This is a genomic window from Enterocloster sp. 210928-DFI.2.20, assembly GCF_020554465.1.
In the GTDB taxonomy this organism is placed as follows: domain Bacteria; phylum Bacillota; class Clostridia; order Lachnospirales; family Lachnospiraceae; genus Enterocloster; species Enterocloster bolteae.
Window position 1 is genome coordinate 532,717 of the sequence record NZ_JAJCHK010000001.1, and the last position, 24,753, is coordinate 557,469.

The 24,753-nt window shown below is 50.9% G+C and carries 20 protein-coding genes and 1 riboswitch; of the genes, 14 read left to right on the forward strand and 6 right to left on the reverse strand.

Annotated features, from left to right (window positions below; translation table 11 throughout):
• The first annotated feature begins 48 nt into the window (after window positions 1-48).
• Together LI015_RS02425 and LI015_RS02430 are read left to right on the forward strand one after the other, a co-directional pair.
• Window positions 49-1,764 carry a GGDEF domain-containing protein gene (locus LI015_RS02425; RefSeq protein WP_002565413.1) on the forward strand — a complete coding sequence of 572 codons (1,716 nt, stop codon included), beginning with the start codon at window positions 49-51 and terminating at the stop codon, window positions 1,762-1,764.
• Window positions 1,765-1,895: 131 nt separating this feature from the next.
• A complete protein-coding gene (locus LI015_RS02430) occupies window positions 1,896-4,778 on the forward strand; it encodes a hybrid sensor histidine kinase/response regulator (protein ID WP_227123980.1) in 2,883 nt (960 codons plus the stop codon).
• A gap of 8 nt (window positions 4,779-4,786) precedes the next feature.
• On the opposite strand, the gene ribH is transcribed toward LI015_RS02430, so the two are convergent.
• The 4 genes from ribH to ribD form a co-directional block, all read right to left on the reverse strand.
• A complete protein-coding gene (gene ribH / locus LI015_RS02435) occupies window positions 4,787-5,314 on the reverse strand; it encodes a 6,7-dimethyl-8-ribityllumazine synthase (protein ID WP_117626712.1) in 528 nt (175 codons plus the stop codon).
• A 70-nt stretch (window positions 5,315-5,384) separates the two neighbouring features.
• Entirely contained in the window at window positions 5,385-6,602 is a 1,218-nt protein-coding gene (locus LI015_RS02440) for a bifunctional 3,4-dihydroxy-2-butanone-4-phosphate synthase/GTP cyclohydrolase II (protein ID WP_227123983.1), read from the reverse strand.
• 91 nt (window positions 6,603-6,693) lie between these two features.
• Window positions 6,694-7,374 (reverse strand): riboflavin synthase, encoded by a 681-nt coding sequence (locus LI015_RS02445; protein ID WP_002571881.1) that lies wholly within the window; start codon window positions 7,372-7,374, stop codon window positions 6,694-6,696.
• Window positions 7,356-8,459 (reverse strand): bifunctional diaminohydroxyphosphoribosylaminopyrimidine deaminase/5-amino-6-(5-phosphoribosylamino)uracil reductase RibD, encoded by a 1,104-nt coding sequence (ribD, locus tag LI015_RS02450; RefSeq protein WP_117626713.1) that lies wholly within the window; start codon window positions 8,457-8,459, stop codon window positions 7,356-7,358. Before ribD ends, LI015_RS02445 begins: the two co-directional genes overlap by 19 nt.
• A gap of 258 nt (window positions 8,460-8,717) precedes the next feature.
• A riboswitch (FMN riboswitch) is annotated at window positions 8,718-8,832 on the reverse strand.
• 159 nt (window positions 8,833-8,991) lie between these two features.
• Here ribD and LI015_RS02455 point away from each other — a divergent pair.
• The 7 genes from LI015_RS02455 to LI015_RS02485 all read left to right on the forward strand — a co-directional run bounded on the left by LI015_RS02455 (window position 8,992) and on the right by LI015_RS02485 (window position 17,987).
• On the forward strand, window positions 8,992-9,627 hold the full coding sequence (locus LI015_RS02455) for a cytidylate kinase-like family protein (RefSeq protein ID WP_002578041.1): 636 nt from the start codon (window positions 8,992-8,994) through the stop codon (window positions 9,625-9,627).
• A gap of 113 nt (window positions 9,628-9,740) precedes the next feature.
• Complete coding sequence (locus tag LI015_RS02460; protein ID WP_002571884.1) at window positions 9,741-10,991, forward strand: peptidoglycan-binding domain-containing protein; 1,251 nt, start codon at window positions 9,741-9,743, stop codon at window positions 10,989-10,991.
• Window positions 10,992-11,330: 339 nt separating this feature from the next.
• Complete coding sequence (locus LI015_RS02465; protein WP_227123985.1) at window positions 11,331-12,179, forward strand: MarR family winged helix-turn-helix transcriptional regulator; 849 nt, start codon at window positions 11,331-11,333, stop codon at window positions 12,177-12,179.
• Between the two features lie 227 nt (window positions 12,180-12,406).
• A complete protein-coding gene (locus tag LI015_RS02470) occupies window positions 12,407-13,480 on the forward strand; it encodes a carbamoyl phosphate synthase small subunit (RefSeq protein ID WP_002565325.1) in 1,074 nt (357 codons plus the stop codon).
• The gene (gene carB, locus LI015_RS02475; protein ID WP_227123993.1) at window positions 13,480-16,698 is read left to right on the forward strand and encodes a carbamoyl-phosphate synthase large subunit; all 3,219 of its coding nucleotides are present in this window, start codon (window positions 13,480-13,482) and stop codon (window positions 16,696-16,698) included. Before LI015_RS02470 ends, carB begins: the two co-directional genes overlap by 1 nt.
• A 142-nt stretch (window positions 16,699-16,840) precedes the next feature.
• Window positions 16,841-17,305 carry a RidA family protein gene (locus LI015_RS02480; RefSeq protein WP_054354530.1) on the forward strand — a complete coding sequence of 155 codons (465 nt, stop codon included), beginning with the start codon at window positions 16,841-16,843 and terminating at the stop codon, window positions 17,303-17,305.
• A gap of 64 nt (window positions 17,306-17,369) precedes the next feature.
• Window positions 17,370-17,987, forward strand: coding sequence for a CarD family transcriptional regulator (locus LI015_RS02485; RefSeq protein ID WP_118017772.1), 618 nt, complete (start codon window positions 17,370-17,372; stop codon window positions 17,985-17,987).
• 99 nt (window positions 17,988-18,086) lie between these two features.
• Here the strand turns inward: LI015_RS02485 and arcC are convergent, their stop codons facing one another.
• Window positions 18,087-19,016, reverse strand: coding sequence for a carbamate kinase (arcC, locus tag LI015_RS02490; RefSeq protein ID WP_002565321.1), 930 nt, complete (start codon window positions 19,014-19,016; stop codon window positions 18,087-18,089).
• Between the two features lie 158 nt (window positions 19,017-19,174).
• Here arcC and LI015_RS02495 point away from each other — a divergent pair, with 158 nt between their 5' ends.
• From LI015_RS02495 to LI015_RS02510, 4 genes are all read left to right on the forward strand, one after another.
• The gene (locus LI015_RS02495) at window positions 19,175-19,624 is read left to right on the forward strand and encodes a CPBP family intramembrane glutamic endopeptidase (protein ID WP_002565320.1); all 450 of its coding nucleotides are present in this window, start codon (window positions 19,175-19,177) and stop codon (window positions 19,622-19,624) included.
• Between the two features lie 25 nt (window positions 19,625-19,649).
• A complete protein-coding gene (locus LI015_RS02500) occupies window positions 19,650-20,669 on the forward strand; it encodes a glycosyltransferase family 2 protein (RefSeq protein ID WP_002565319.1) in 1,020 nt (339 codons plus the stop codon).
• 69 nt (window positions 20,670-20,738) lie between these two features.
• On the forward strand, window positions 20,739-21,071 hold the full coding sequence (locus LI015_RS02505) for a hypothetical protein (protein ID WP_002571888.1): 333 nt from the start codon (window positions 20,739-20,741) through the stop codon (window positions 21,069-21,071).
• Between the two features lie 339 nt (window positions 21,072-21,410).
• Window positions 21,411-22,748, forward strand: coding sequence for a uracil-xanthine permease family protein (locus LI015_RS02510; RefSeq protein ID WP_227123995.1), 1,338 nt, complete (start codon window positions 21,411-21,413; stop codon window positions 22,746-22,748).
• A gap of 170 nt (window positions 22,749-22,918) precedes the next feature.
• Here LI015_RS02510 and LI015_RS02515 read toward each other — a convergent pair whose 3' ends face one another.
• Window positions 22,919-23,584 carry a phosphatase PAP2 family protein gene (locus LI015_RS02515; protein ID WP_002565309.1) on the reverse strand — a complete coding sequence of 222 codons (666 nt, stop codon included), beginning with the start codon at window positions 23,582-23,584 and terminating at the stop codon, window positions 22,919-22,921.
• 247 nt (window positions 23,585-23,831) lie between these two features.
• Here LI015_RS02515 and LI015_RS02520 point away from each other — a divergent pair, with 247 nt between their 5' ends.
• Window positions 23,832-24,686 carry a MurR/RpiR family transcriptional regulator gene (locus LI015_RS02520; RefSeq protein ID WP_002565308.1) on the forward strand — a complete coding sequence of 285 codons (855 nt, stop codon included), beginning with the start codon at window positions 23,832-23,834 and terminating at the stop codon, window positions 24,684-24,686.
• Window positions 24,687-24,753 lie beyond the last annotated feature (67 nt).

Here is a 24,753-nt window from a genome sequence, read left to right on the forward strand (position 1 = left end):
CAGAACGTTAGAAACGGCAGTGCACACGGCCGCCGGGAGGGAATGAATATGAACCATGTGGTAGTGGACCCGGTGAAAATGGATCTATATGCATTTGTCCTTAAGGATGCCTGCGATGAATTCTTTGAAGTGGATGTGGCAGAAAGGATTCTCAGGCCCATTTTCCTGACTCCGGGAAAGGGGGATGCGGCTTGCGGGACAGGCGAGATGGATGTCCGGGCAGCGGCAGAATTATTTGTCTGTGAGGAGGACAGGGCTGGTTTTCTGGCACTGTTCAGCCGTCAGAGTCTGGATGAGGTATGTGCCCATAAAATCGGAAAACAGGGGGAATTCCGGAGGATGCAGCAGGGAGGACGTGAACGCTGGGTCAGGGGAACCCTTTTTTCATGTGATGCCTGCGGCAGGGATAAGGCTCTGTTTTACACTGTGGATATTGAAAGCCGGAATGCGGCCAGGCTTATGCAGATGAACCGTGATTTGTTTGGTGTGTTCCTGGATGCCTATATAGGGATTGCTGAGCTGGATCTGGACCTGGGAATCGGGACCATTATTCAGTGTATCCCTATGCCGGACATGGCCCTGCGCTCCTTTCAGTGGGGGAGGATGGTGGGATATTTATGCAGCAACGTCATTTATCACGGGGACAGGGATATATTTGCAGGAACCTTTTCCCTTAAACACATGCGGGAAGTATGGGGTAATGGGCAGAAGAACATGTCCCTGGAGGTCCGGTATTCCGCGGATGGGGAAACCTTCAGGTGGGCAGAGGTAAACGCCATGCTGTTCAGGCGGGAGGATATGCCGGACAAGGTATATCTGGCCATGCGGGATACCAGCGAGCAGCACCTCTTAAAGGGAATTGTGGAGCGGTATGTATACAGCCACTGCGATTATTTCATTTATCTCAATGCCAGGAATAACAGCTATGTCATGTTCAGCAGCAAAGGGGACGGTACGCTTCTTCCGCCCGATCACTGTGATGACTATGAGAAAGCCATTGAGACATATGTGAGGAAATACATAGCCCCGGAGGATCAGGAGCTGGCAATCTGTGAAATGCGTATAAGCCGCGTGCTGGAGGAGCTGGACCGGACAGGGGAACACTGTTTTTACTGCGGCGTTATGGACTCTCAGAGGGGGTATACCCGAAAGAGGCTGCAGTATCTTTATTATGATAAAGAGAACCAGATGGTGCTGATGACAAGGACCGATGTCACGGACATTTATCTGGAACAGAAGCGTCAGAACAAGCTTCTCCAAAGGGCTCTTATGCAGGCTCAGACCGATCCTCTCACAGGCCTTTATAACCAGGCGGTGAAAGACATGATTGCGGAACGTCTGGAAGGGGAGGATGGAATAGCCGCGGTCCTGTTTATGGATTTGGATAATTTTAAGGTGATCAATGACACCCTGGGCCATATCAAGGGGGATTTGCTGCTTCAGGAGGTGGCGGGAGTCCTTAAGAAAACACTGAGAGCGTCGGACCTGAGCGGGCGCGTTGGAGGGGACGAGTTCCTTGCCCTGCTCCATCCGGTCAACTCACCGGCGGGTGTGCGTCAGTGTGTCCAAAGGATATGTGCCTCTGTCCGCAGTGTAATGGACAGGGATTTCCATGACTTCTGCGTTACATGCAGCATCGGCATATCCATGTATCCGGCAGATGGGACTAATATTGCCGCCCTGGTGGAGAAAGCGGATAAGGCGGCATATGCGGTGAAGAGAAAAGGTAAGAATGGATTTGCATTTTATTCGGATTTGTTATAGGATCATATATTAGAGTGAACGTTGCTGCCCTTCGGGTCATTCTTGATCAGCGGGCAGCTTTTTTGGTAATCCTCATATGGGGCCGCAGCTGGTCCAGGATGCCGGATGCTTCAGATTAGGGGAGGATTTAAATGAAAAAATGGTCATCAGAAGAAGTAAGGGAGTTTGCCAGGCGCATTCTTTCTTCGTATTTCTGTGAGAATGATGTGGAACTTCTCATATCCACATTTGCGGATGATATCATATGGCTGGGCGGTGGAAAGATGCAGAAGGCAGAGGGACGTGATGCCGTGGCCGCCTGGTTTAGGGAAGGAAAGGATGAGCTGTCTTCCTGCAATATGTTTGATGAGCAGTACGAAGTCATGGAGATGGGAGCCGGCCTGTGGCTTTGTGAGGGTGTCAGTGAGCTTGAGTCCAGGGAGGGAACAGGCGTGTATATCAGGACACAGCAGAGAATTACCTTTATTTTCCGGGAAAAGGGTGAGGCGCTGGAGACCATTCATATCCACAACTCCATGCCGTTTGGTGAAATACAAGAGGATGAACTGTTTCCGGCGGAATCAGGAAAGCGTACTTATCTGGAGCTGGAGGGGGAGCTGCGCCGGCGTGAGCAGAAATACATACAGCAGGCCCGGTTCCTGAGCCAGCTGTACAATTCAGTGCCCTGCGGCATTATACAGTTTGAGAGAGGGGAAGGGCACCGGATTGTAAATGTGAACCGGATGGGGTGGGAGCTCTACGGATATAGCTCCGAGGAGGAATACAGACGTGAGGTAAAGAATCCCTTTCAGATGGTGCGGGATGAAGACAAGGAGTGGATTGAGGGCATTATAGGGGGACTGGCGTTGAATGGGGATACGGCATCTTATATACGCCATACCTTCAGCAGAGATGGGAAGCAGATATGGATCAGCGTCATCATGGGCCGTATTGTCAATGCGGACGGCCAGGAGGTTATACAGGCTGTCTTTACGGATGTGACGGATATAAAACAGCTGGAGTTGGAGCAGGAAAGGCAGCAGCTCATAGAGAACCGTTCACTCAGGGCGGCGATCTGTACGGCCTATCCCCTGATTATGAGCCTGAACCTGACAAAGGATATTTATAATTGTTTTATAGAGGACCAGGACGCTTGTCTGTCCGGGCGCTGTGGAAGCTACACGGAGATGATAAAGGGGGATATTCCCGATGTGTATCCATCCTATCGGGAGGATTTTGAAACGGCCTTTGCCAGAGAGAACGTCCTGGCCAGGTTTGCCGCCGGAGAACGGGACATCTACATGGAGTTTCAGAAGATGGGAATGGACGGCAAGTACCACTGGCTGTCTGTGCAGATTATTTATGTGGAGAATCCCTTTAACGACGATGTGCTGGCCATTGAACTGGTGAAGGTGCTGGACAGCCAGAGGGCGGAGCAGGCCCGGCAGGAGCAGCTGCTGCGGGATGCCCTGGCATCGGCCAAGGCTGCTAACCAGGCTAAATCCGATTTTCTGTCCAGAATGAGCCACGACATCCGCACGCCCATGAACGCCATTGTGGGTATGAGCACCATCGGGCAGCTGAAGTTAGATGACAGAAGAAGTGTCCAGGATTGCTTCTGTAAAATTGACGCTTCCTCCAGGTACCTGCTCTCTTTGATTAATGATATCCTGGATATGTCTAAGATTGAGACCGGTAAAATGGAGCTGGCCCACGAATACTTTGATTTTACGGAGCTGATGGACGAGGTGAATCAGATTATATATCCCCAGGCGGAAGAGCGGCAGATTGAGTATGTGATTTACCACAGCGAGCCTTTGGAGCAGTTTTATATAGGAGATCCGCTGCGCCTGAAACAGATTCTCATGAACCTGCTGTCCAATGCGCTGAAATTCACACGGGCAGGAGGAAGGATTCAGATTCAGATTGAGGAGCAGAAGCGGACCAATGGATTTTCTTATCTGAGGTTCCAGGTGAAGGATACAGGAATCGGGATGTCCAGGGAGTTCCGCAGCCGCCTGTTCATGCCGTTTGAACAGGAGGCGCCGGAAACAGCCCGCAACAACATTGGAAGCGGTCTGGGTCTTTCCATTGTATATAATCTGGTCCAGCTTATGGGCGGCAGCATTGAGGTGGAAAGTGAGAAAGAAAAGGGATCCGTATTTACGGTCACACTGCCCTTTAAACTGGCGGAGGATGACCAGGAGATGGAGCGCCAGAGAAAGAAGCGGGAGCTGCTTCAGGGCCTGGCCGTGCTGGTGGTGGATGACGACCCGCTGGTGGGCAGCCAGGCCACATCCATACTTGAGAAGGCCGGGGCCCAATCCCTCTGGGTGGATTCCGGTTTCAGGTCTGTGGAGGAGGTGCAGCGTCTGCTGGAGGAGAACAGGCATTACGATATTGCCATGATCGACTGGAAGATGCCTGATATGGACGGTGTGGAAACAGCCAGGCGCATTCGGGCTTTAGTTGGGCCGGATACCACCATTATTATGATATCCGCCTACGACTGGAGCCGCATCGAGGATGAGGCCAGAAATGCGGGGGTAAACTGTTTCATTTCAAAGCCGTTGTTTGGGAGTACCATATACGATGCTTTTGCCCGGGCAGTGAACCGATCAGAAGAGAAGGGTGCTGAAAAGGAGCGGGAGGACTTTTCGGGCTGCCGGGTGCTGCTGGCAGATGACAACGAGCTGAACCGTGAGATTGCCAGAACCCTTCTGGAGATGCGGGGCATGGAGGTGGAAACCGCAGAGGACGGCCAGGAGGCAGTGAACCTGTATAAGTCCAGAGGGGCCGGATATTTTTCCGCTGTGCTCATGGATATACGCATGCCCCGGATGGACGGACTGGAGGCCACCAGAACCATCCGCGCCATGGAGGATGAGAACACGGACAGAATTCCCATACTGGCCATGACGGCCAATGCCTTTGAGGAGGATAAGGCCAGGGCCTATGAGGCAGGCATGAACGGTTATCTGGTGAAGCCTCTGGATATGGAGGCAGTGCTGGATGAGCTGAAGAAGCATTTATAAGCAGCGTACTATGGGCGGCAAGGTTCCTCCTGGACGAAGGGCGTGACGGATAAGCTGTTATCCGCCGTTCTTTTGTCCAGTTCATGTATCAGATTTACCATCTCGATGGCTCCCGCAGCGCAGTCATAGCCCTTGTTGCCTGCTTTGGTCCCGGCACGTTCAATGGCCTGCTCAATGTTTTCAGTGGTCAGCACGCCGAACATAACCGGGATTTTGGCGGCAAGGGAGGTCTGGGCAATGCCCTTGGAGACCTCGCTGCACACATAGTCATAGTGGCTGGTGCTGCCACGGATTACGGCGCCCAGGCATATGACGGCGTCATACCGTCTGCTGGCAGCCATGCGGGAGGCGATGAGCGGTATCTCAAAGGCGCCCGGAACCCAGGCCACGGTGATATCGTCCTCCGGCACCTCATGGCGCCGCAGGCAGTCCAGGGCGCCGGACAGAAGCCTGGAGGTAATGAATTCGTTGAAACGGGAGGCGACAATGCCTACCCTTATTTTTTTAGGAACAAGTTTTCCTTCTAATATATACATGGCGGATTCTCCTATTCTGGATAGATGGCAGTTTCTTAATAATGAAGTTTCTCAATAATGAATCAGGTTTTTAATAATGCATCAAATGTCCCATGCGCTGCTCCTTTGTCTTTAGATAGAACAGATCATGAACCGTTGGCGCCATCCGGATCGGCACCCGTTCTTTGATTTCCAGGCCAAAACCCGAGAGCTGGTATACCTTATCCGGGTTATTGGTCAGAAGCCGCAGGCTCCTGGCTCCCAGGTCTCTTAATATCTGTGCTCCTATGAAATATTCCCTCAAATCCCCCGGAAAACCCAGAGCAAGATTGGCTTCCAGGGTATCCATGCCCTGATCCTGAAATTCATAGGCCCGGAGTTTATTGAGAAGCCCGATGCCCCGGCCTTCCTGGCGCATGTAGAGGAGAACTCCCCGGCCTTCCTGCTCAATCCGGGCCATGGCAGCGGCAAACTGCTGTCCGCAGTCGCAGCGCAGGGAGCCAAAGGCGTCGCCGGTCAGGCATTCCGAGTGGACCCGGCATAACAAGTCCCGGCCGTCCCCGATCTCTCCTTTTACCAAAGCTACATGATGTTCCCCGTTCAGCAGGTTCCTGTAGCCGTAAGCTTTAAAGGTGCCGTAACGGGTTGGCATATGGGTGACGGCAGCGCATTCCACAAGCTTATCGTGCTGTTTGCGGTAGTTCTGGAGGGCCTTGATGGTGGTGATTTTCATATTCCATTGTCCGGCCAGCTTAAGGAGCTGGGGCATCCGCATCATGGTTCCGTCCTCCTTCATGATTTCACAGCAGAGCCCGCATTCACTGAGACCGGCCAGGCGCATCAGGTCAACGGTGGCTTCGGTATGTCCGGCCCGTTCCAGCACTCCGTTTTTTCTGGCTGCCAGCGGAAACATGTGGCCGGGACGCCGGAAATCCTCAGGCCGGGACCGGGCATTTACACACTGTCTGGCCGTTACACCCCGTTCGGCCGCGGAAATGCCGGTGGAGGTGCTTATGTGGTCAATGGAAACAGTAAAGGCTGTCTCGTGGTTGTCGGAATTGTGGGATACCATCTGGGGAAGCTTAAGCCTTGTACACAGTTCCGGGCTCATGGGCATGCAGATAAGGCCTTTGCCGTGCACTGCCATGAAATTCACGTTTTCCGTGGTTGCATGTTGGGCGGCGCAGATAAAATCGCCCTCATTTTCCCTGTTTTCATCGTCTGTCACCAGTACGATTTTTCCCTGGCGCAGTTCGTCCAGTACTTCTTCTATGGTGCTGAATCCTTTTATGGTGTTGAATCCTTCCATGGTGCGATAAATCCTCCTTGTTTTTAATGGGGACAATTCAGGTGTCCTGTTTTTAATGATTCGTTTATTTGCTGTCCGGTACTGGCGCCGCTCAAAATCCATATTGTTTGAGCAGTTCCGGCGTGATTCGGCTGCCGGTCCCCGTGCTTTTGCTGTCCGCCCCTTCTGTGCAGTGGAATGGCGGGGGGATTTTTATGAATTTTTCGATATATTTCCCCACACAGTCGTTTTCCAGATTGACCACGCAGCCTGGTTTCAGGGTTCCCAGAGTGGTACAGAAGGCTGTATGGGGAATCAGGGATACGCAAAAATCCTGATCCCTTACCCGGGCAACCGTCAGGCTGACTCCGTCTATGGCAATGGAACCCTTTTCGATGATGCGGCGCAGGATGGACGGGTCAGAGCGGACGGTGTACCACAGGGCGTTGCCGTCCCGGACAATACTCACAATGGTCCCGGTGCCGTCAATATGGCCTGACACAATATGTCCGCCGAACCTGCCGCCTGCCGTCATGGCCCGTTCCAGGTTAAGGGGACTTCCCACGGGAAGACGGGCGAGATTGGAACGCTTCAGGGTTTCAGGCATTACATCCGCATAAAAACAGCCGGAATCAAAGGAATATGCGGTAAGGCAGACGCCGTTGACGGCAATGCTGTCTCCTTTTTGAATGTCCTCCAGGACTCTGTCTGCTTTGACGGCCAGGCGGGAACCGGATAAACCGCCCTTAACAGACATCAGGATTCCGGTTTCCTCTATGATTCCTGTGAACATGGCATCAACTCCCCTTCGATAAGAATGTCCTGGTCCAGGACCGTGATTTTGGTCTTTCCCAGGGAAAAGCCCTGGTATGGGAATTCCGCCCCTCTGCCTCCCACAGGTGTTTTGGCGGTTGCGCCTCCAAAGAGTCCGGGGGAAATATAGGCCTGCACTCTGTTTACGATTCCCTGGTTCAGGGCGGACCAGTTGAGGGTGGAACCGCCTTCCAGCAGGACGCTGTCAATGCCCATCTGTCCCAGGCGTTCTGTGAGGGCATTCAGATCCACGCGTCCCTCACGGGGCGGAAGGAGGAGGATTTCACAGCCCTTTTCTTCATAGGGAAGCCATGCTTCCCTGTCAGGACAGCAGGTGGCCAGTATGGTCCTGGCCTGGGAGCAGGTTGCAGCGACCTGGGAATCCGGCGGTGTGCGAAGCTGTGAATCGCAGATAATCCGCACCGGATTCCTGGTATCCGGGAGACGGCATGTAAGCAGGGAATCATCGGCCAGTATGGTTCCCACACCGCACATGACAGCAGAATACCTGCTTCTGTCCTCATGGACCCTTCGGCGCGCTCTCTCCCCGGTAATCCATCGGGAATGCCCGGCAAAGGTGGCTGTCTTGCCATCCAGTGTCATGGCATATTTCATGATAACAAGGGGCCGGCCGGTCTTTATGTAGTGGAAGAATACGTGGTTGAGTTCCCTGCATTCTTCTTCCAGAATACCTTCTGTCACTTCAATGCCGTTGGTTATTAAGATTTTGGTGCCCTTGCCGGATACCATGGGATTGGGATCCCTTGTGCCTATGACCACCCGGCGGATGCCGCTTTCTATGATGGCATCCGTGCAGGGCGGGGTCTTGCCGTGATGGCAGCAGGGCTCCAGGGTTACATACAGGGTTGCGCCCCTGGGAGATTCGGTCAGGGATGCAAGGGCATTCCGCTCTGCATGGGGCCCGCCGAAATAAAGGTGGCTGCCCTGTCCGATGATACGGCCCTCCCTGACAATGACAGCACCCGCCATGGGATTGGGGCTGACCTTTTTGCAGCCCTTTCTGGCCAGTTTCAGTGCGATGGACATGTAATCAGAATCGTTCAATGCGGTGCCTCCTTTACAAATGTTGGGACACGCATGGCGCAGCCATGGCCTGTCCCCTGGTTCACAGCTGTAAAAACAGCTATAAAAAATGCCTTGAACCGGTATCGTTCAAGGCAGAAAATATAAAACCCAAGGCACAGTTTCTGTGCCATATGGAGGGCATGGGGGTGGGAGGTACACAAAAGCCCTGGAATGATAGTTCATTCCAGGGCACTTTCAACCAGCCACAAAAAGCGCATAAGCGCGTCCATGTCATCGTTCCATCTTCTTTCATCCAGACTGTACTGTCGGCTTCGGAGTTTCACCGAATCATGCCTTGCGGCTCGTGGGCTGTACCACCGGTAGGGAATTGCACCCTGCCCTGAAGATATTATTCAATTGAGTGTTATTATAAGCACTGTGCGGCGGTATGTCAAGAAGGATTTTTGGAATAACGGTTAAATCTCAGGGCGCATTGTGCTATAATGAAACTATGAAAACAAACCATGGAAGCAGGCGTGGGCCTGCGCTGTCAGAACAGGAGGATGGGCGTATGAAGGAAGGAAAGAAACTCATTGTGACCATTGGCAGACAGTACGGCAGCGGCGGCAGTGAAATCGGCGCCAGGCTGGCCAAGGAACTGGGAATCCATTTCTATGACAAGAATATCCTGCGCATGAATTCAGACCAAAGCGGTATCAAGGAGAGCTATTACTATCTGGCAGACGAGAAGGCGGGAAACAAGCTTTTGTATAAGATTGTCAAGAGCCTGACCCCGGAAAAGGGAAGTCCTTCCTTTGGCTCCGACCTGGTGTCGGCGGACAATCTGTTCCGGTTCCAGTCCGAGGTTATACGAAAGCTGGCGGCGGAGGAGAGCTGTGTTATCATGGGGCGCTGTGCCGACTATGTGCTGGAGGGCGCGGAAGGTCTGGTAAGAGTATTCCTGTACGCGGATATGGAATACCGGGAAAAGCGAATCAGCGATCTGGGCTATTATGAGCCCAGGGATATCAGGAAGAACATCAAGCGCATTGACAGGGAGCGGAGGGATTACCACCGGTACTACACAGGCCGCGATTGGGAAAATGTGGAGAACTACGACCTGATGCTGAACACGGCATCCCTGGGAACAGAGGGGGCCATGGAAGCCATACGTGCCTATTTGCGGATTAAGGAATATGAGCTGTAGCGTGCCGGTGCCTGCCCCTAAGCTGCACTTTTCAGGTTTAGGGGAAAATACATGCATATAATAGGCTGGGCAGTATTATATTTAGGTAATGAAAAGAAACTGCGAGGTATTACATGGCAACCAATCCAGAACGGACATCCAGTGGACTGCTGCAGATTAACGTAATCAACATACAGAATAATTTTCCTATACAGAACGCCAGGGTCACTATCAGCTATAAAGGAGAACCGGACCGCACGGTGGAGCAGCTGACCACCAACAGTTCAGGCCAGACAGAGCAGGTGCAGCTTCCGGCGCCACCTGTGGAATACAGTCTGGAACCAAGCATTATCCAGCCCTATTCAGAATATAATCTGATGGTGGAGGCAGAGGGCTTTGAGCCTCTGGCCATATCCGGCACCGAGATACTGGCCCAGGCCACGGCCATACAGCCGGCAGTCATGACACCGGTTGGCGGGGAAACACCTCCCGAAGACCCGGTGGTGATACCGGATCATACCCTGTACGGGAATTACCCCCCAAAGATAGCGGAACCAGAGATAAAACCAGTGAACGAGAGCGGGGAAATCGTACTCAGCCGGGTGGTAGTGCCTCAGACCGTGGTGGTCCATGACGGGGTGCCAACGGACAGTACGGCCAAGGACTATTATGTGCCCTACAGGGACTACATAAAAAATGTGGCATCCAGCGAAATATATTCCACCTGGCCCAGGGCCACCATAACAGCCAATGTGCTGGCAATCATGTCCTTTACCCTGAACCGGGTATACACAGAGTGGTACAGGAACCAGGGCTATGATTTCACCATCACGTCCTCCACTGCCTTTGACCACAAGTGGATATATGGAAGGAATATATTCGAGAGCATCAGCCTGATCGTGGATGAGATATTTGATAACTACCTGTCCCGTCCGGGTGTGAGACAGCCTATCCTGACCCAGTACTGTGACGGGCGCCAGGTCCAGTGTCCGAACTGGATGACACAGTGGGGGTCATGCTCCCTTGGAGAGCAGGGCTACAGTCCCATTGAGATTCTGCGTCATTTTTACGGGGACAGCATCTATGTAAACACAGCGGAGCAGATATCCGGGATACCGGCCTCCTGGCCTGGCAGCGACCTGACCATAGGAAGCTCCGGGGATAAGGTGCGCCAGATGCAGGAACAGCTGGATGAGATAGCAACGGTTTATTCGGCCATTCCCAGGGTGACGCCCGACGGGATATACGGTTCCGGAACAGCGAACGCAGTGCGGGAATTCCAGTCTATCTTCGGACTGCCCCAGACAGGAGTGGTGGATTTTGCCACATGGTATAAAATATCGCATATTTATGTGGGAATTACCCGGATTGCGGAATTAGTGTAATAATCTGATTTTGCAACATGATGAAAAAGAAGTGAAAGGTATGATGGCCCCCGGTGCTGCCGGGGGCTTGTTTTTAATTGCGGCGGGCTTTTTTTGCGGGCGGGTTGGGGGTGTATATGACCGGACAGGAAAAATTAAAATTAATTAGCAAGGTACCTTGACAAAAAGAAAAAACAGGAGTAAGATATAAAACACAAGGTACCTAACTAATTAATTAGTCCGTCAGACCATATAGGAACAGGATGGCATTTGAGATAATATCTAAGATGACAGATGAAGTAAAAAATCAGATGGTTGTGATATGGATTGGCGGCATCAGCGAGATAAGGAGAGAACGATATGGACGAGAATAGAAATGAAATGGACAAGATGGAAAATACCAATCATGCCGGCGATGGCAGCAGCAGTGCCAGCAATAGCAGCAATGCCAGCAATACCAGTAATGCCGGCAACACCAGTAATTCTAATAATGATACCACCCAGGACTACTGCCCATGCTGTCCCAACCATTGTCAGGCAGACGCCCTGGAATGCGGAAAAGGAACACGGTACTTTCAGGAAAACCGCAGCGAGGGTGAACACTTTCGGGAGCATCATCATGGACAAGGCCATGGGTTTCATGGAAGATGTCCCGGACATCTTAACCGGGAAGACATGTCCCTGGAGGATATCCTTTTGTACCAGTTCCGTTCCTGTACCCACTTCTTCCGCTACGGAATGGGCGGAAAGACAGGCCAGCAGAGAATACTGGCCATGCTGGCGGAAAGGGGAATCATCACACAGCGGGAGCTTCAGGACATGCTGGGAGTGCAGTCAGGTTCCCTCAGCGAGATTCTCAATAAGGTAGAAACGTGTGGTTATATCATGCGCAGGCAGAATGAAAGGGACAGGCGCCAGATGAATCTGGAACTGACAGATTCAGGAATGGAGGCAGCCCGGAATTTCAGGGAAGAACATATGAAGAAAGCCAGAGCCATGTTTGACGGGCTGACAGAAGATGAGAAAAAGCAGCTGTCCTCCCTGTTGGAGAAGATGATGGAGCACTGGCCCCGGATGGAGGAAGGAGGAGCCTGCGGACAGGGGGGTGGCAGCCGGTTCGGCAGGAGAGGTTTTCCGGGAGCAGACAGAGAACACGGGACAGAGGACCGGCGCCGCGGAGGAAGGATGGGAGGCAGACATTCCCTATAAAAAGCAGACATCAGAGACAAGGGCAGGGCGCATATTTTTGGTCCTGCCCTTGTTTCGTCCGGTCTGTATACTGCCCTCTTTGTACTAAAAAAATATTTGATTATCACAAAAAAATTTAGCTCCTAAAGTCATTGCAAATTCATATGAAATACAGTATAATCTTTACAATTTGGGCTGAGGTCACATGGCCCTTAAGCAAACACATAAGAAAGGACAGGTACCCCCATATGAAAGCATACCTCATACTGGAAGATGGAACTGTGTTCACCGGGACCAGCATTGGTTCTGAACGTGAAGTCATCAGTGAAATCGTGTTTAACACGTCAATGACCGGTTATCTGGAAGTGCTGACCGATCCGTCCTATGCAGGACAGGCCGTTGTCATGACATATCCCCTTATTGGCAATTATGGAATCTGCCATAAGGACATGGAGTCAGCAAAGCCCTGGCCGGATGGCTATATTGTAAGAGAATTATCAAGAATCCCCAGCAATTTCAGAAGCGAGGATACCATTCAAAACTTCTTAAAAGAACACGACATTCCCGGTATCTGCGGTATCGATACAAGAGCCCTTACCAAAATATTAAGAGAAAAAGGCACCATGAACGGTATGATTACTACAAAGGAATATACCGATTTTAGCGAGCCCATTAAGCGCATGAAGGAGTATACCGTCACAGGCGTGGTGCTTAAGACCACCACTAAGGAAACATACGTCCTTCCCGGAAACGGTAAAAAGGTTGCCCTTCTGGACTACGGCGCCAAGAGAAACATTGCCCGTTCCCTGAACCAGAGGGGATGTGAGGTAACGGTTTATCCGGCTGACACACCCGCAGAAAAAGTGCTGGCAGGAAAACCTGACGGCATCATGCTCAGCAACGGCCCCGGGGATCCAAAGGAAAATACAGCCATCATACGGGAAGTGAAAAAGCTTTATGAATCAGATGTGCCTATCTTTGCCATCTGTCTGGGACACCAGCTCATGGCCCTGGCCAACGGCATGGATACCCATAAATTAAAATACGGACACAGAGGCGGAAACCATCCTGTGAAGGATTTGGAGACAGGAAGAGTATATATTTCTTCCCAGAACCATGGCTATGTGGTGGATACGGACAATCTGGACCCGACAGTGGCAGTCCCCGCATTTGTCAATGTAAATGACAGCACCAACGAGGGTTTAAAGTATGTGGGCAAGAATATCTTCACGGTGCAGTACCATCCGGAAGCATGCCCCGGACCCCTGGATTCCGGTTACCTCTTTGACCGTTTCCTTAAAATGATGGAGGTGAATGACTGATGCCAAAGAATCCTGATATCAAAAAAGTACTGGTGCTTGGATCCGGCCCCATTATCATCGGACAGGCGGCAGAATTCGATTACGCAGGCACCCAGGCCTGCCGTTCCCTGAAGGAAGAGGGAATTGAGGTTGTGCTTCTCAACTCCAACCCGGCAACCATCATGACAGACAAGGACATCGCAGACCGCGTCTATATCGAGCCTCTTACCGTGGAAGTGGTGGAGCAGCTTATATTAAAAGAGAAGCCGGACAGCGTGCTGCCCACCCTGGGCGGACAGGCAGGTCTTAACCTGGCCATGGAGCTGGAGGATGCAGGTTTCTTTAAAGAACACAATGTGCGCTTGATCGGCACCACGGCCCTGACCATCAAGAAGGCTGAGGACCGCGAGATGTTCAAGGAGACCATGGAGAAAATCGGTGAGCCTGTGGCTCCCTCTGATATTGTGGAGGATGTAAAGCATGGTCTGGAGATTGCCGAAAAAATCGGCTATCCTGTAGTGCTTCGTCCCGCATACACTCTGGGCGGTTCCGGCGGCGGTATTGCCGCCAATCCTGAACAGTGCGCTGAAATACTGGAAAACGGACTGCGCCTTTCCCGTGTGGGACAGGTGCTGGTGGAGCGCTGCATCGCCGGATGGAAGGAAATCGAGTACGAGGTGATGCGCGACGGCGCAGGCAATGTAATCACGGTTTGTAATATGGAGAACATTGACCCTGTGGGCGTCCATACAGGAGACAGCATTGTGGTGGCTCCATCCCAGACCCTGGGGGACAAGGAGTATCAGATGCTCCGTACCTCTGCCCTCAACATCATCAGCGAGCTGGGAATCACCGGCGGCTGCAACGTGCAGTACGCCCTGAATCCGGACAGCTTTGAGTACTGTGTTATCGAGGTAAATCCCCGTGTAAGCCGTTCATCGGCCCTGGCAAGCAAGGCAACGGGATACCCCATCGCCAAGGTGGCTGCCAAGATCGCCCTGGGATATACCCTGGACGAAATCAGAAATGCGGTTACAAAGAAAACATATGCCAGCTTTGAGCCCATGCTGGACTACTGCGTGGTAAAGATGCCAAGGCTGCCCTTTGACAAATTCATCAGCGCAAAGCGCACCCTGGGCACCCAGATGAAGGCCACAGGAGAGGTCATGAGTATCTGCACCAATTTTGAAGGCGCTCTCATGAAGGCCATCCGTTCTCTGGAACAGCATGTGGACTGCCTGCTGTCCTATGATTTTACGGACCTTTCCGACGAAACACTGGAAGAAGAATTAAACAGGGTGGATGACATGCGCATCTGGAGAATTGCAGAGGCGCTGCGCCGCGGATTCACCTATGAGCAGATACACGACATCACTAAAATTGATTTCTGGTTTATTGACAAGCTGGCCATTCTGGTGGAGATGGAGGACGCCCTGAAGGCAGTGGGCGCAGGAGAAAAGAGTCTGACGGCAGAGCTTCTGGCAGAGGCCAAGAGAATCGAGTATCCCGACAATGTAATTGCAAGGCTTACGGGAACCTCCCAGGAGGATATAAAGAAGCTGCGCTATGACAACGGTATCCGCGCGGTTTATAAGATGGTGGACACCTGCGCCGCTGAGTTTGCGGCCGAGACACCTTACTATTATTCCTGCTTCGGAGGTCTTAACGAGGCCGAGCAGACCACCGGGCGCAGGAAGGTGCTTGTTCTGGGTTCCGGCCCAATCCGTATTGGACAGGGAATTGAATTTGACTTCTGTTCTGTCCACAGTACCTGGGCATTCAGCAGGGAAGGCTACGAGACCATTATTGTCAACAATAATCCGGAGACCGTCAGCACGGACTTTGATATTGCGGATAAGCTGTATTTTGAACCCCTTACCCCGGAGGATGTGGAGAGCATCGTGGATATTGAGAAGCCGGACGGCGCAGTGGTGCAGTTCGGCGGACAGACAGCCATCAAGCTGACGGAAGCCCTGATGAAGATGGGAGTTCCCATTCTGGGTACGGCTGCAGAGGATGTGGACGCGGCAGAGGACAGGGAGCGCTTTGACGCCATCCTGGAGCAGTGCAATATCCCAAGGCCCGCAGGACATACTGTATTTACGGCCGAGGAGGCAAAGGAAGCAGCCCATAAGCTTGGATATCCGGTGCTGGTGAGGCCATCCTACGTGCTGGGCGGACAGGGTATGCAGATTGCCATAAGCGATGAGGATATCGACGAATTCATCGGCATTATCAACCAGATAGCCCAGGAGCATCCGATTCTGGTTGACAAGTATATCATGGGCAAGGAAATAGAGGTGGATGCCATCTGTGACGGCACCGACATTCTGATTCCCGGTATCATGCAGCATATAGAGCGTACCGGTATCCACTCCGGCGACAGTATCTCCGTGTATCCGGCCCAGGACATCACCCAGCACAATATCGACACCATAGTGGACTACACTGAGAAGCTGGCAAGAGCCCTCCACGTAAAGGGCATGATTAATATTCAGTTCATTGTGGACGGTGACGACGTATACATCATCGAGGTGAATCCCCGTTCCTCGCGGACGGTTCCCTATATCAGCAAGGTTACCGGCATCCCCATCGTGCCGCTGGCAACCCGGATTATCTGCGGCCATACCATCCGGGAGCTGGGCTATAAACCGGGATTGCAGCCCGCAGCTGATTATATAGCCATCAAGATGCCTGTGTTCTCCTTTGAGAAGATTCGGGGCGCTGACATCAGCCTTGGGCCTGAGATGAAGTCCACCGGCGAGTGTCTGGGCATTGCAAAGACGTTTAATGAAGCGCTCTATAAAGCATTTGAGGGAGCGGGAATCCGTCTTCCAAAATACAAGAAAATGATTATGTCCGTGCGCCACAGCGACCAGGAGGAGGCCGTGGATATTGCCCGCAGGTTTGCTGCTGTGGGATATCAGATATTTGCCACCAGGGGTACTGCACGGACACTGAATAAGAACGGTGTAAAGGCTTACGAAATCCGCAAGCTGGAGCAGGAATCTCCCAACATCCTGGACCTGGTACTGGGACATCAGATTGACCTGATCATCGACATTCCGGCCCAGGGCGCAGAGCGCAGCCATGACGGTTTCATCATCCGCCGCAATGCCATCGAGACAGGCGTCAATGTCCTGACCTCCCTGGATACGGCCAATGCGCTGGTAACCAGCCTGGAAAACCGGGCCAAGGAGCTGACCCTGATTGACATTGCCACGGTAAAGAATGCGTAAGGCAATGAAAAGGAAATCATAGAGAAGAACGTGTTTAACGAAATGGCTTGTGCCGAAGGCGCTGGGTATGGTGGTTCGTCTGCTGTATGCGGCGCCTTTGCATAAAGAATGCAGAAAATATAAAAATGATAAGGAGAAGGTTATGAAAGTAGAACAGAAATTGCGGGAAATGGGACTTGAACTTCCTGAGCTGCCAAAGCCCAACGGATTGTATGCACCGTCAAGAAGAGTGGGGAATCTGATTTATATTGCCGGTCAGACGCCGGACATCCATGGAGTGCGCCAGGTGGTGGGCGTTGTGGGGGAGGATTTGACCATAGAGGATGGCCAGAGGTCCGCCCAAATATGCGCTCTTAATATTCTGTCTGTTCTGAAGGCGGAACTGGGCGATTTGGATAAAGTAAAACAGTTTGTACAGATTATCAGCTATGTGCGCTGCGCCAAGGGATTTGGAAATCAGCCGCAGGTCATAGACGGGGCCAGCCGGCTGTTCCGGGATTTATATGGAGAAGCGGGAATCGCGGCAAGACTTGCCATTGGAGCCAATGAGCTTCCGGGGGGCAGCGCCACCGAAATACTGGCTGTGGTGGAAGCAGAGGAGGACTGACACCGGACAGGAGCCTGCAAAGAACAATGAACTGGTTATTGTATACAAATAACCAGGCGGCACCATGGTATATATTTTACAAAATTTGAGGCGGCGCCAAAAAACTTCTGACATCGACACCCTTTTAGTGATACAATATAAGTATTATAAAATAAGGGAAGTAGGCGGTAAAATTATGTATCAGAAAGGTCAGTATATCATATACGGCATCAGGGGCGTCTGCGAGGTGATGGATATTATCACAATCGACAGACCTGATGGTCCAAAGGACCGGCTGTATTATGTACTCCGTCCCTATTATCAGCAAGACAGTAAAATTGTGACGCCTGTGGATTCGGAGAAAACCATAACCAGGCCGCTTCTTTCCAAAGAAGAGGCCCTTGAACTGATTGACAAAATCTCGGATGTGAAGGAGATGGAGGTGACCAATGATAAACAGCGGGAGGAACGGTATAAGGAAGCCCTTAAGACCTGTGACTGCCGGGTGTGGATCAGCATGATAAAAGCATTGTACCTGCGCAGAAAGGACCGCTTGGAGCAGGGAAAGAAGATGACGGATTTGGACGAGCGGTATTTTAAGACAGCGGAGGATAATCTGTATTCCGAACTGGCCCTGTCTCTGGGGATGAAAAAGGATGAGATGGTCAGCTATATAACGGAGCGGGTGCTGGCAGAAGCATAAAAGGTATATAAAAAAATCCATTAACCCTTGGAAAATACTTGGGGTTAGTGGATTTTTTACTGTTTTCCTATGGAAATCAAAGCGCTTAAATCAAAGTTTTTATTCAATTACCGTGCCTGCATGGCCTTTCAGACTGTCCTTTGCCTTATCCAGGGTGGTGATGATGGCCTTCCTGCCTTTTCCGCTCTCCAGGAAATCAATGGAGGCAGATACCTTTGGCAGCATGGAGGCGAATTCAAACTGGCCCTGGCTGATATAATCCCTGGCCTGGTCTATGGTCATGTGGCTGATGGGCTGTTCCTGGGGCGTGCCGTAGTTTAAGGTAACATTATCCACGCTGGTGAGTATCATCATCACATCAGCATCGATCTCCTTGGCCAGCAGTCCGGTGGCAAGGTCCTTCTCAATGATGGCGCTGGCGCCCCTTAAGTTATAGCCCTGTTCCATGACAGGAATGCCGCCTCCTCCGCAGGCAATGACAATCTGGTCTGCGTCCATAAGAGCCTTGACGGCATCGATCTCCACAATGGCAACAGGATGGGGAGATGCTACGATTCTGCGGTAACCGCCCTCCACTTCTGTTACATGGTTGCCCTTTGCTTCCTCGGCGTCCGCTTCCTCCTTGGACATCACACGCCCGATGACTTTGACGGGGGTATAGAAGGCCTCATCGTATGGGTCCACTGTCACCTGGGTCAATACAGTGCTTACAGGTTTGTAAATGCCTCTCTTAATGAGTTCAGCTCTGATTCCGTTCTGAAGATCGTATCCGATATAACCCTGGCTCATGGCGGAGCAGACAGACATGGGAGCCTGGCTATAACCGTCATGCTGTTTGCCGAATTCATTCATGGCTGTGTGAATCATGCCTACCTGGGGAGCGTTGCTGTGTACAATGGCTACCTGCCATCCCTCCTGGATGAAATCAGCGATGATTTTGGCGGTTCTCGCCACAGCTGCCTTTTGTTCAGGAAGATTGGTTCCCATATCTTTGTGGCCGATGGCCATTACGATGCGTTTTTTCGCCATAATCCGTACCTCGCTTGTCTTTAAAATTGTCATATAAATTAAGTTTATTATAGGGTAATATGGGAAAAAATGCAATGGAAAGAGTAAAAAGATGGTGGCAAAACCCGGGGAGCCATGCTATACTGTCAGCAGAATAAGAATAGAAGGACAGGAAGCGTATGAGGGATGGAAAACAGGTTCTGCCCCCAGGGTGGCAGAAGCGTGTACTGGCGGCAGCGGCGGCGGCACTGGCCGGCAATCTGCTGGTGAATGTTATACCGTGGCCCGGCAGTCTCTTATCATCTTATGAGCAGGCCATGATTCCGGCCATATACCGGAGAGCGGAACTGCTGTGGATGACATTGGTCCTGGCTCCCATTCTGGAGGAAGGAGCCTTCCGCCTGGTTCTGTACGGATGGCTGAGGCGTTTCATGGCCTTTCTTCCGGCGGCGGTCATATCCTCCCTGGCCTTTGGGATATATCATGGAAACTGGATTCAAGGCACATACGCATTCCTTTTGGGAATGGTGCTGGCATGGGGCTATGAAGGCAGCGAATACCGCAAGTATCCCATGGCAGTATTGATGCACGGGGCCGCCAATCTGGCAGCCCTGGCAGCGTTTGGCTAAGTACTCATAATGAGGAGGTAGAAAGGTGAAGTTATTGACTGTGGCAATCCCCTGTTATAACTCGGAAAGCTATATGGAGCACTGTATCAACACCCTGCTTACGGGCGGGGAGGAAGTGGAAATCATCATTGTGGATGACGGATCCGCCAAAGACAGGACAGGAGAAATTGCTGACCGGTATGCCCGGGAATATCCCACTATCTGCCGTGCCATCCACCAGGAAAACGGCGGGCATGGGGAAGCGGTGAACACAGGACTTAAAAATGCCACAGGCATTTTCTTTAAGGTGGTGGACAGCGACGACTGGGTCAATGAGGAGGCATATGTACAGGTTCTTGATACCCTGAGGCGCTTTGTATACGGGGGAGAGACCCTGGACATGCTGGTTACCAACTTTGTCTATGAGAAGGAAGGGGCCAGAAGGAAAAAGGTGATGAAATACCACACGGCATTTCCAAAGGACAAGGTATTTGGATGGAATGACGTGAAGTTTTTCATGACAGGGCAGTATATACTGATGCACTCTGTTATTTACAGGACAGGTCTGCTGATCCAGTGCGGGCTGGAGCTTCCCAAACATACCTTTTATGTGGATAATATTTTTGTGTACCAGCCCCTGCCTCATGTGAAGCATATCTATTACCTGGATGTGAATTTCTACCGCTATTACATCGGAAGGCAGGACCAGTCCGTCAACGAAGAGGTGATGATTGGCCGCATTGACCAGCAGATTCGGGTCACCAAGCTGATGTTAGGTTATTATGATGCTATGAAGATAAGCAGCAGGAAGCTGCGCCACTACATGATACAATACCTGGAAATCATGATGACCATTTGTTCTGTCCTGGCTATCAAATCCGGAACAGAGGAAAACCTGGAGAAAAAGAAAGAGCTGTGGCAGTACCTGAAAAAGCAGAATCTGCCCCTTTACCTGCGGCTCAGAATGGGCTTTCTGGGACAGGGCTGCAACCTTCCCGGCAAGGGCGGAAGGGAACTTTTGATTCTGGGATATAAAATAACGCAGAAATTTTACGGTTTTAATTGACATCTTTTTAACGAAGTAGTATAGTATAGCCGGTATCAAGAAATTTCCATATGTTTGGAGGTCTTAAAAATGGTAAAAGAATTTCTGAAGTGCAATTCAATCAGGGAGCGGATTCAGTTTCTCGCAAACACAGTTCTTAAGGACTGGGATGCCAGTGAGCTGGATACGGTCATGGACATCATGGGACTATCTAAGGAAGGTATGGAGGCGCCTGAGGACAAAATCAGCGCCATCGAAAAATACCTGGCTGACTATAAGCATGAAGTAGAGATGAGGGGCGGAATTGACGGCTCCAGGGTGGACAGCATACCAGCCAAGGACCAGGGAAGCACCCTGTTTGAAGGCCCGTCTGAGGCGGAAGTGGTAAGCAAAATGCTGAATCCTTTTTCAAAGGGGCAGTAAGTCCAAGCGAAATTTGTCAATCCGATACTCAGGTAAAAAATCAAGTGAAAAATCCGCGGAAATCCTGTTGGACAGGAGGACTGCGGATTTTTTGCTGCGTTTATGTGGTTGAGAAGATTGTTTTTCGGAGTTTTTCTTTGATATTTTCACCAACAAAGATTGACAACCATTTAACATTGTGGTATTATTTTACAATAAGATATAAATAAAACGTCAAAAAATTATTCATATATACAAACAAAAAAGTGGTTCTATGGAACGTATAATGGAAAAATAGCTATAATCAGGCTGTCTTTCTGTTTGCTTTCATAGGACCTTTTTATATGAAAAGGAGGTAAAATGAAAGAAGGCAAACACAAAAAAGAATCAGTTTTTGAACTGAACGGCGGGATGCCGCCTTTGGGACAGGCGCTTCCCCTGGCTTTCCAACACATTGTGGCGATGATAGTGGGATGTGTGACCCCTGCCATCATCATTGCGGGTGTGGCCGGTTTAAGCGGGGAAGATAAGGTCATCATTGTCCAGGCGGCTCTTGTGGTATCTGCTTTGGCCACCCTTTTGCAGGTATTCCCAGTCGGATTCAGGAAAGGCAGCCTTCAGTTTGGAGCGGGACTGCCGTTGATTGTCGGGGTTGGATTTGCCTATGTCACAAGCATGTCCACCATTGTGGAGGGCTACGGTATAGCCACCATCTTCGGGGCAGAGATTGTAGGCGGAATCGTGGCAGTACTGGTAGGTCTGTCCTACAACAAGATCAAGTCACTGTTTCCGCCGCTGATTATAGGTATTGTCATCCTGTGCATCGGCTTGTCCCTATACCCCATTGCCATTCGCTATATGGCAGGAGGACAGGGCAGTGAGTCCTATGGTTCCTGGCAGAACTGGCTGGCGGCAGCACTTACCCTGACTGTGGTCATAGTCTGTAATAATTATGGCAGGGGAATCATAAAGCTGGCTTCTGTACTTATCGGAATTATCGTTGGATACGGCGTTGCCCTTGGGTTTGGAATGGTTGATTTCAGCGCTGTGGGACATGCAGGCATATTTGCCCTTCCAAAGATAATGCATTTTGGAATTGAATTTGAAGTTTCATCCTGTGTGGCAATCGGTCTGCTGTTTGCCATCAATTCCCTGCAGGCCATGGGGGATGTGACAGCCACCACCATGGGCGGAATGGACAGGGAAGCCACGGATAAGGAGCTGCGGGGCGGTATTCTGGGATTCGGGCTGAGCAATATCATAGGAGCCTTTTTTGGGGGACTTCCCAATGTGACCTTCAGCCAGAATGTGGGGATTGTCACCACCACCAAGGTGGTGAACCGCTGGGTCGCTGCTCTGGCAGCCATTATATTGGGGATTGCGGGAATACTGCCAAAGTTTTCCGCCTTTCTCACCAGTGTTCCCCAGTGCGTGCTGGGCGGAGCTACCCTGACTGTGTTTGCCGCCATCACAGTGACCGGAATCCGCATGATATTCAATACCGGCCTGTCGGTGAGAAGCGGCTTTATCGTTGGTATAGCGGTGGCTCTTGGAGCAGGGGTTACCCAGGCATCCGATGCGCTCTGCGGTTTTCCCTCCTGGATGACCGTGGTGTTTGCAAAAACGCCTGTGGTCATAGCGGCAGTTGTTTCCATTCTCCTGAACCTGCTGCTGCCAAAGGATAAAGAGGAGCGGTAGGGGAGATATGGTAACAGAAGTATAGAAATAAAAAGCATAGGGATAAAAGAACCGCTGTATGCCAGTTTGCAGAATGACTGACATACAGCGGTTTTGATTTTGCGAACATTTGATTTTGCGAACATTTGATTTCCAAACATTTAATTTCCAAACATCTAAATTCCGGCCTTTTAACTGAGCGCCTTCTGGGTGACCTTCTTGTCTTCGGCAGACCAGTTGTATCCGTAGACGATCCCGTAAATCACATAAGCCATGATAGCTGCTCCCACCATGTCGATAACCGAATGCTGTTTCAAGAATACGGTAGACAGGCAGATGGAAACCATAAGGATGGCTGAACCGGCCCGCACCCAGGGATATTTCTTAAAGGACTCGCTCTTCATGATGGCGATGTGGGTGCCGATGGAGTTGTACACATGGATGCTGGGGAATACATTGGTAGGCGTATCCGTCTGGTACAGGGCGGCGACCATGCCGGAAAATATATTCTTACCCGGGTCAATGGCCGGTCTGAAATCTGTTCCGTTGTGGAAAAAGGTACAGATAATCAGGCTGATGGTCATACCTGAGAACAGGAAGGTACAAATTCTGTAATAGTCTTCCTTATTACGGAAAAGGAAGAAAACTATGGTTCCTGCCACGTATAAAAACCACATCATGTAGGGAATAATAAAATATTCGTTGAAGGGTATGAAGTCGTCCAGGGCAACATGCATTACATGGTAATGACGGGTGACTGTCTTTTCCAGGTAACAGAACCATGGAAGATAAATGAAGCCGTAACACAGCAGCCATGCATGTTTGTACTTGGAAAGAAATGTTATAATATTTTTCATGATACCAGCCTCTTTCTCACATTTGAAGACCTGATAATATGCGGCTAAATATAAACAAATTGTTAATAATATGTTAACGTTTAGAGATTATAGCACAGTAAAAAAGGAAAAACAAGGGGAGTAACGAAAAGTTAATAAAGTTTCATAAAGCATTATAATATATGACGAAAAACAACTTTTATTTTTAAGTTTTGTGTGCTATATTTAGACCATGAAATAAATTTACATGAGACAGGCGGAATATGATATGGGAGAGACACGAAGCGCATTGGGAGTCATCTGCTCCTCCTATGACGAATTTTTTGAAGCAGAGAAAAAGATAGCGGATTACATGATGGAGCATAAGGCGGAAGTGGTGGATATGACGGTGGGCGAGCTGGCCAGGGCCAGCGGGACCAGCGACGCCACCGTATCCCGGTTTTGCAGGCGGTGCGGCTTCAAAGGATTCCACAGCCTGAAGCTGGCATTGGCCAGGGAGGTGCTGGAAGAAGAACAAATGGACCGGAATGTGTCCAATGACATTGACCGCGGCGATCTGCGGCAGTCTCTTCAGAATATACTGGCTAACAAGGTGGCTGAGCTGACGGAGACCGTGAACATGATGGACCCGGCCAATCTGGAACATATTCTGGACAGGCTGGAGCATGCCCGAATGGTGCAGCTGGCAGCCGTGGGCAATACCATTCCCGTGGCTCTGGACGGCGCCTTCAAATTCAACCAGCTGGGAATACCGGCTGTGGCAGGGGATATATGGGAAACCCAGACTGCCTATACCTTTAACCTGGGCCAGGAGGATGTGGTTATGGTCATATCCAATTCAGGAAGCTCCAAGCGTCTTCAGACCCTGGCAGAGGGGGCAAAGGAAAACGGATGCACGGTCATTCTCATTACCAATAATGGAAATTCGCCCTTGGCCAGGATATGTGATTACAAGATTGTCACCGCCACCAGGGAAAAGCTGCTGACAGAGGAGTTCTGGTTTTCCAGGGTGACGGCCACGGCAGTGATGGAGATACTTTACCTTCTGCTCCGGGCTGGTATGAAGGGGTCCATGGAGCATATACGGCGTCATGAAAAAGCCATATCGCCGGATAAGAAATAATGGAACCGTGTTTCGCTGTTATTTACGCGGGGCAGTACTAACGATAAAATAGAAAATAATGCACAAA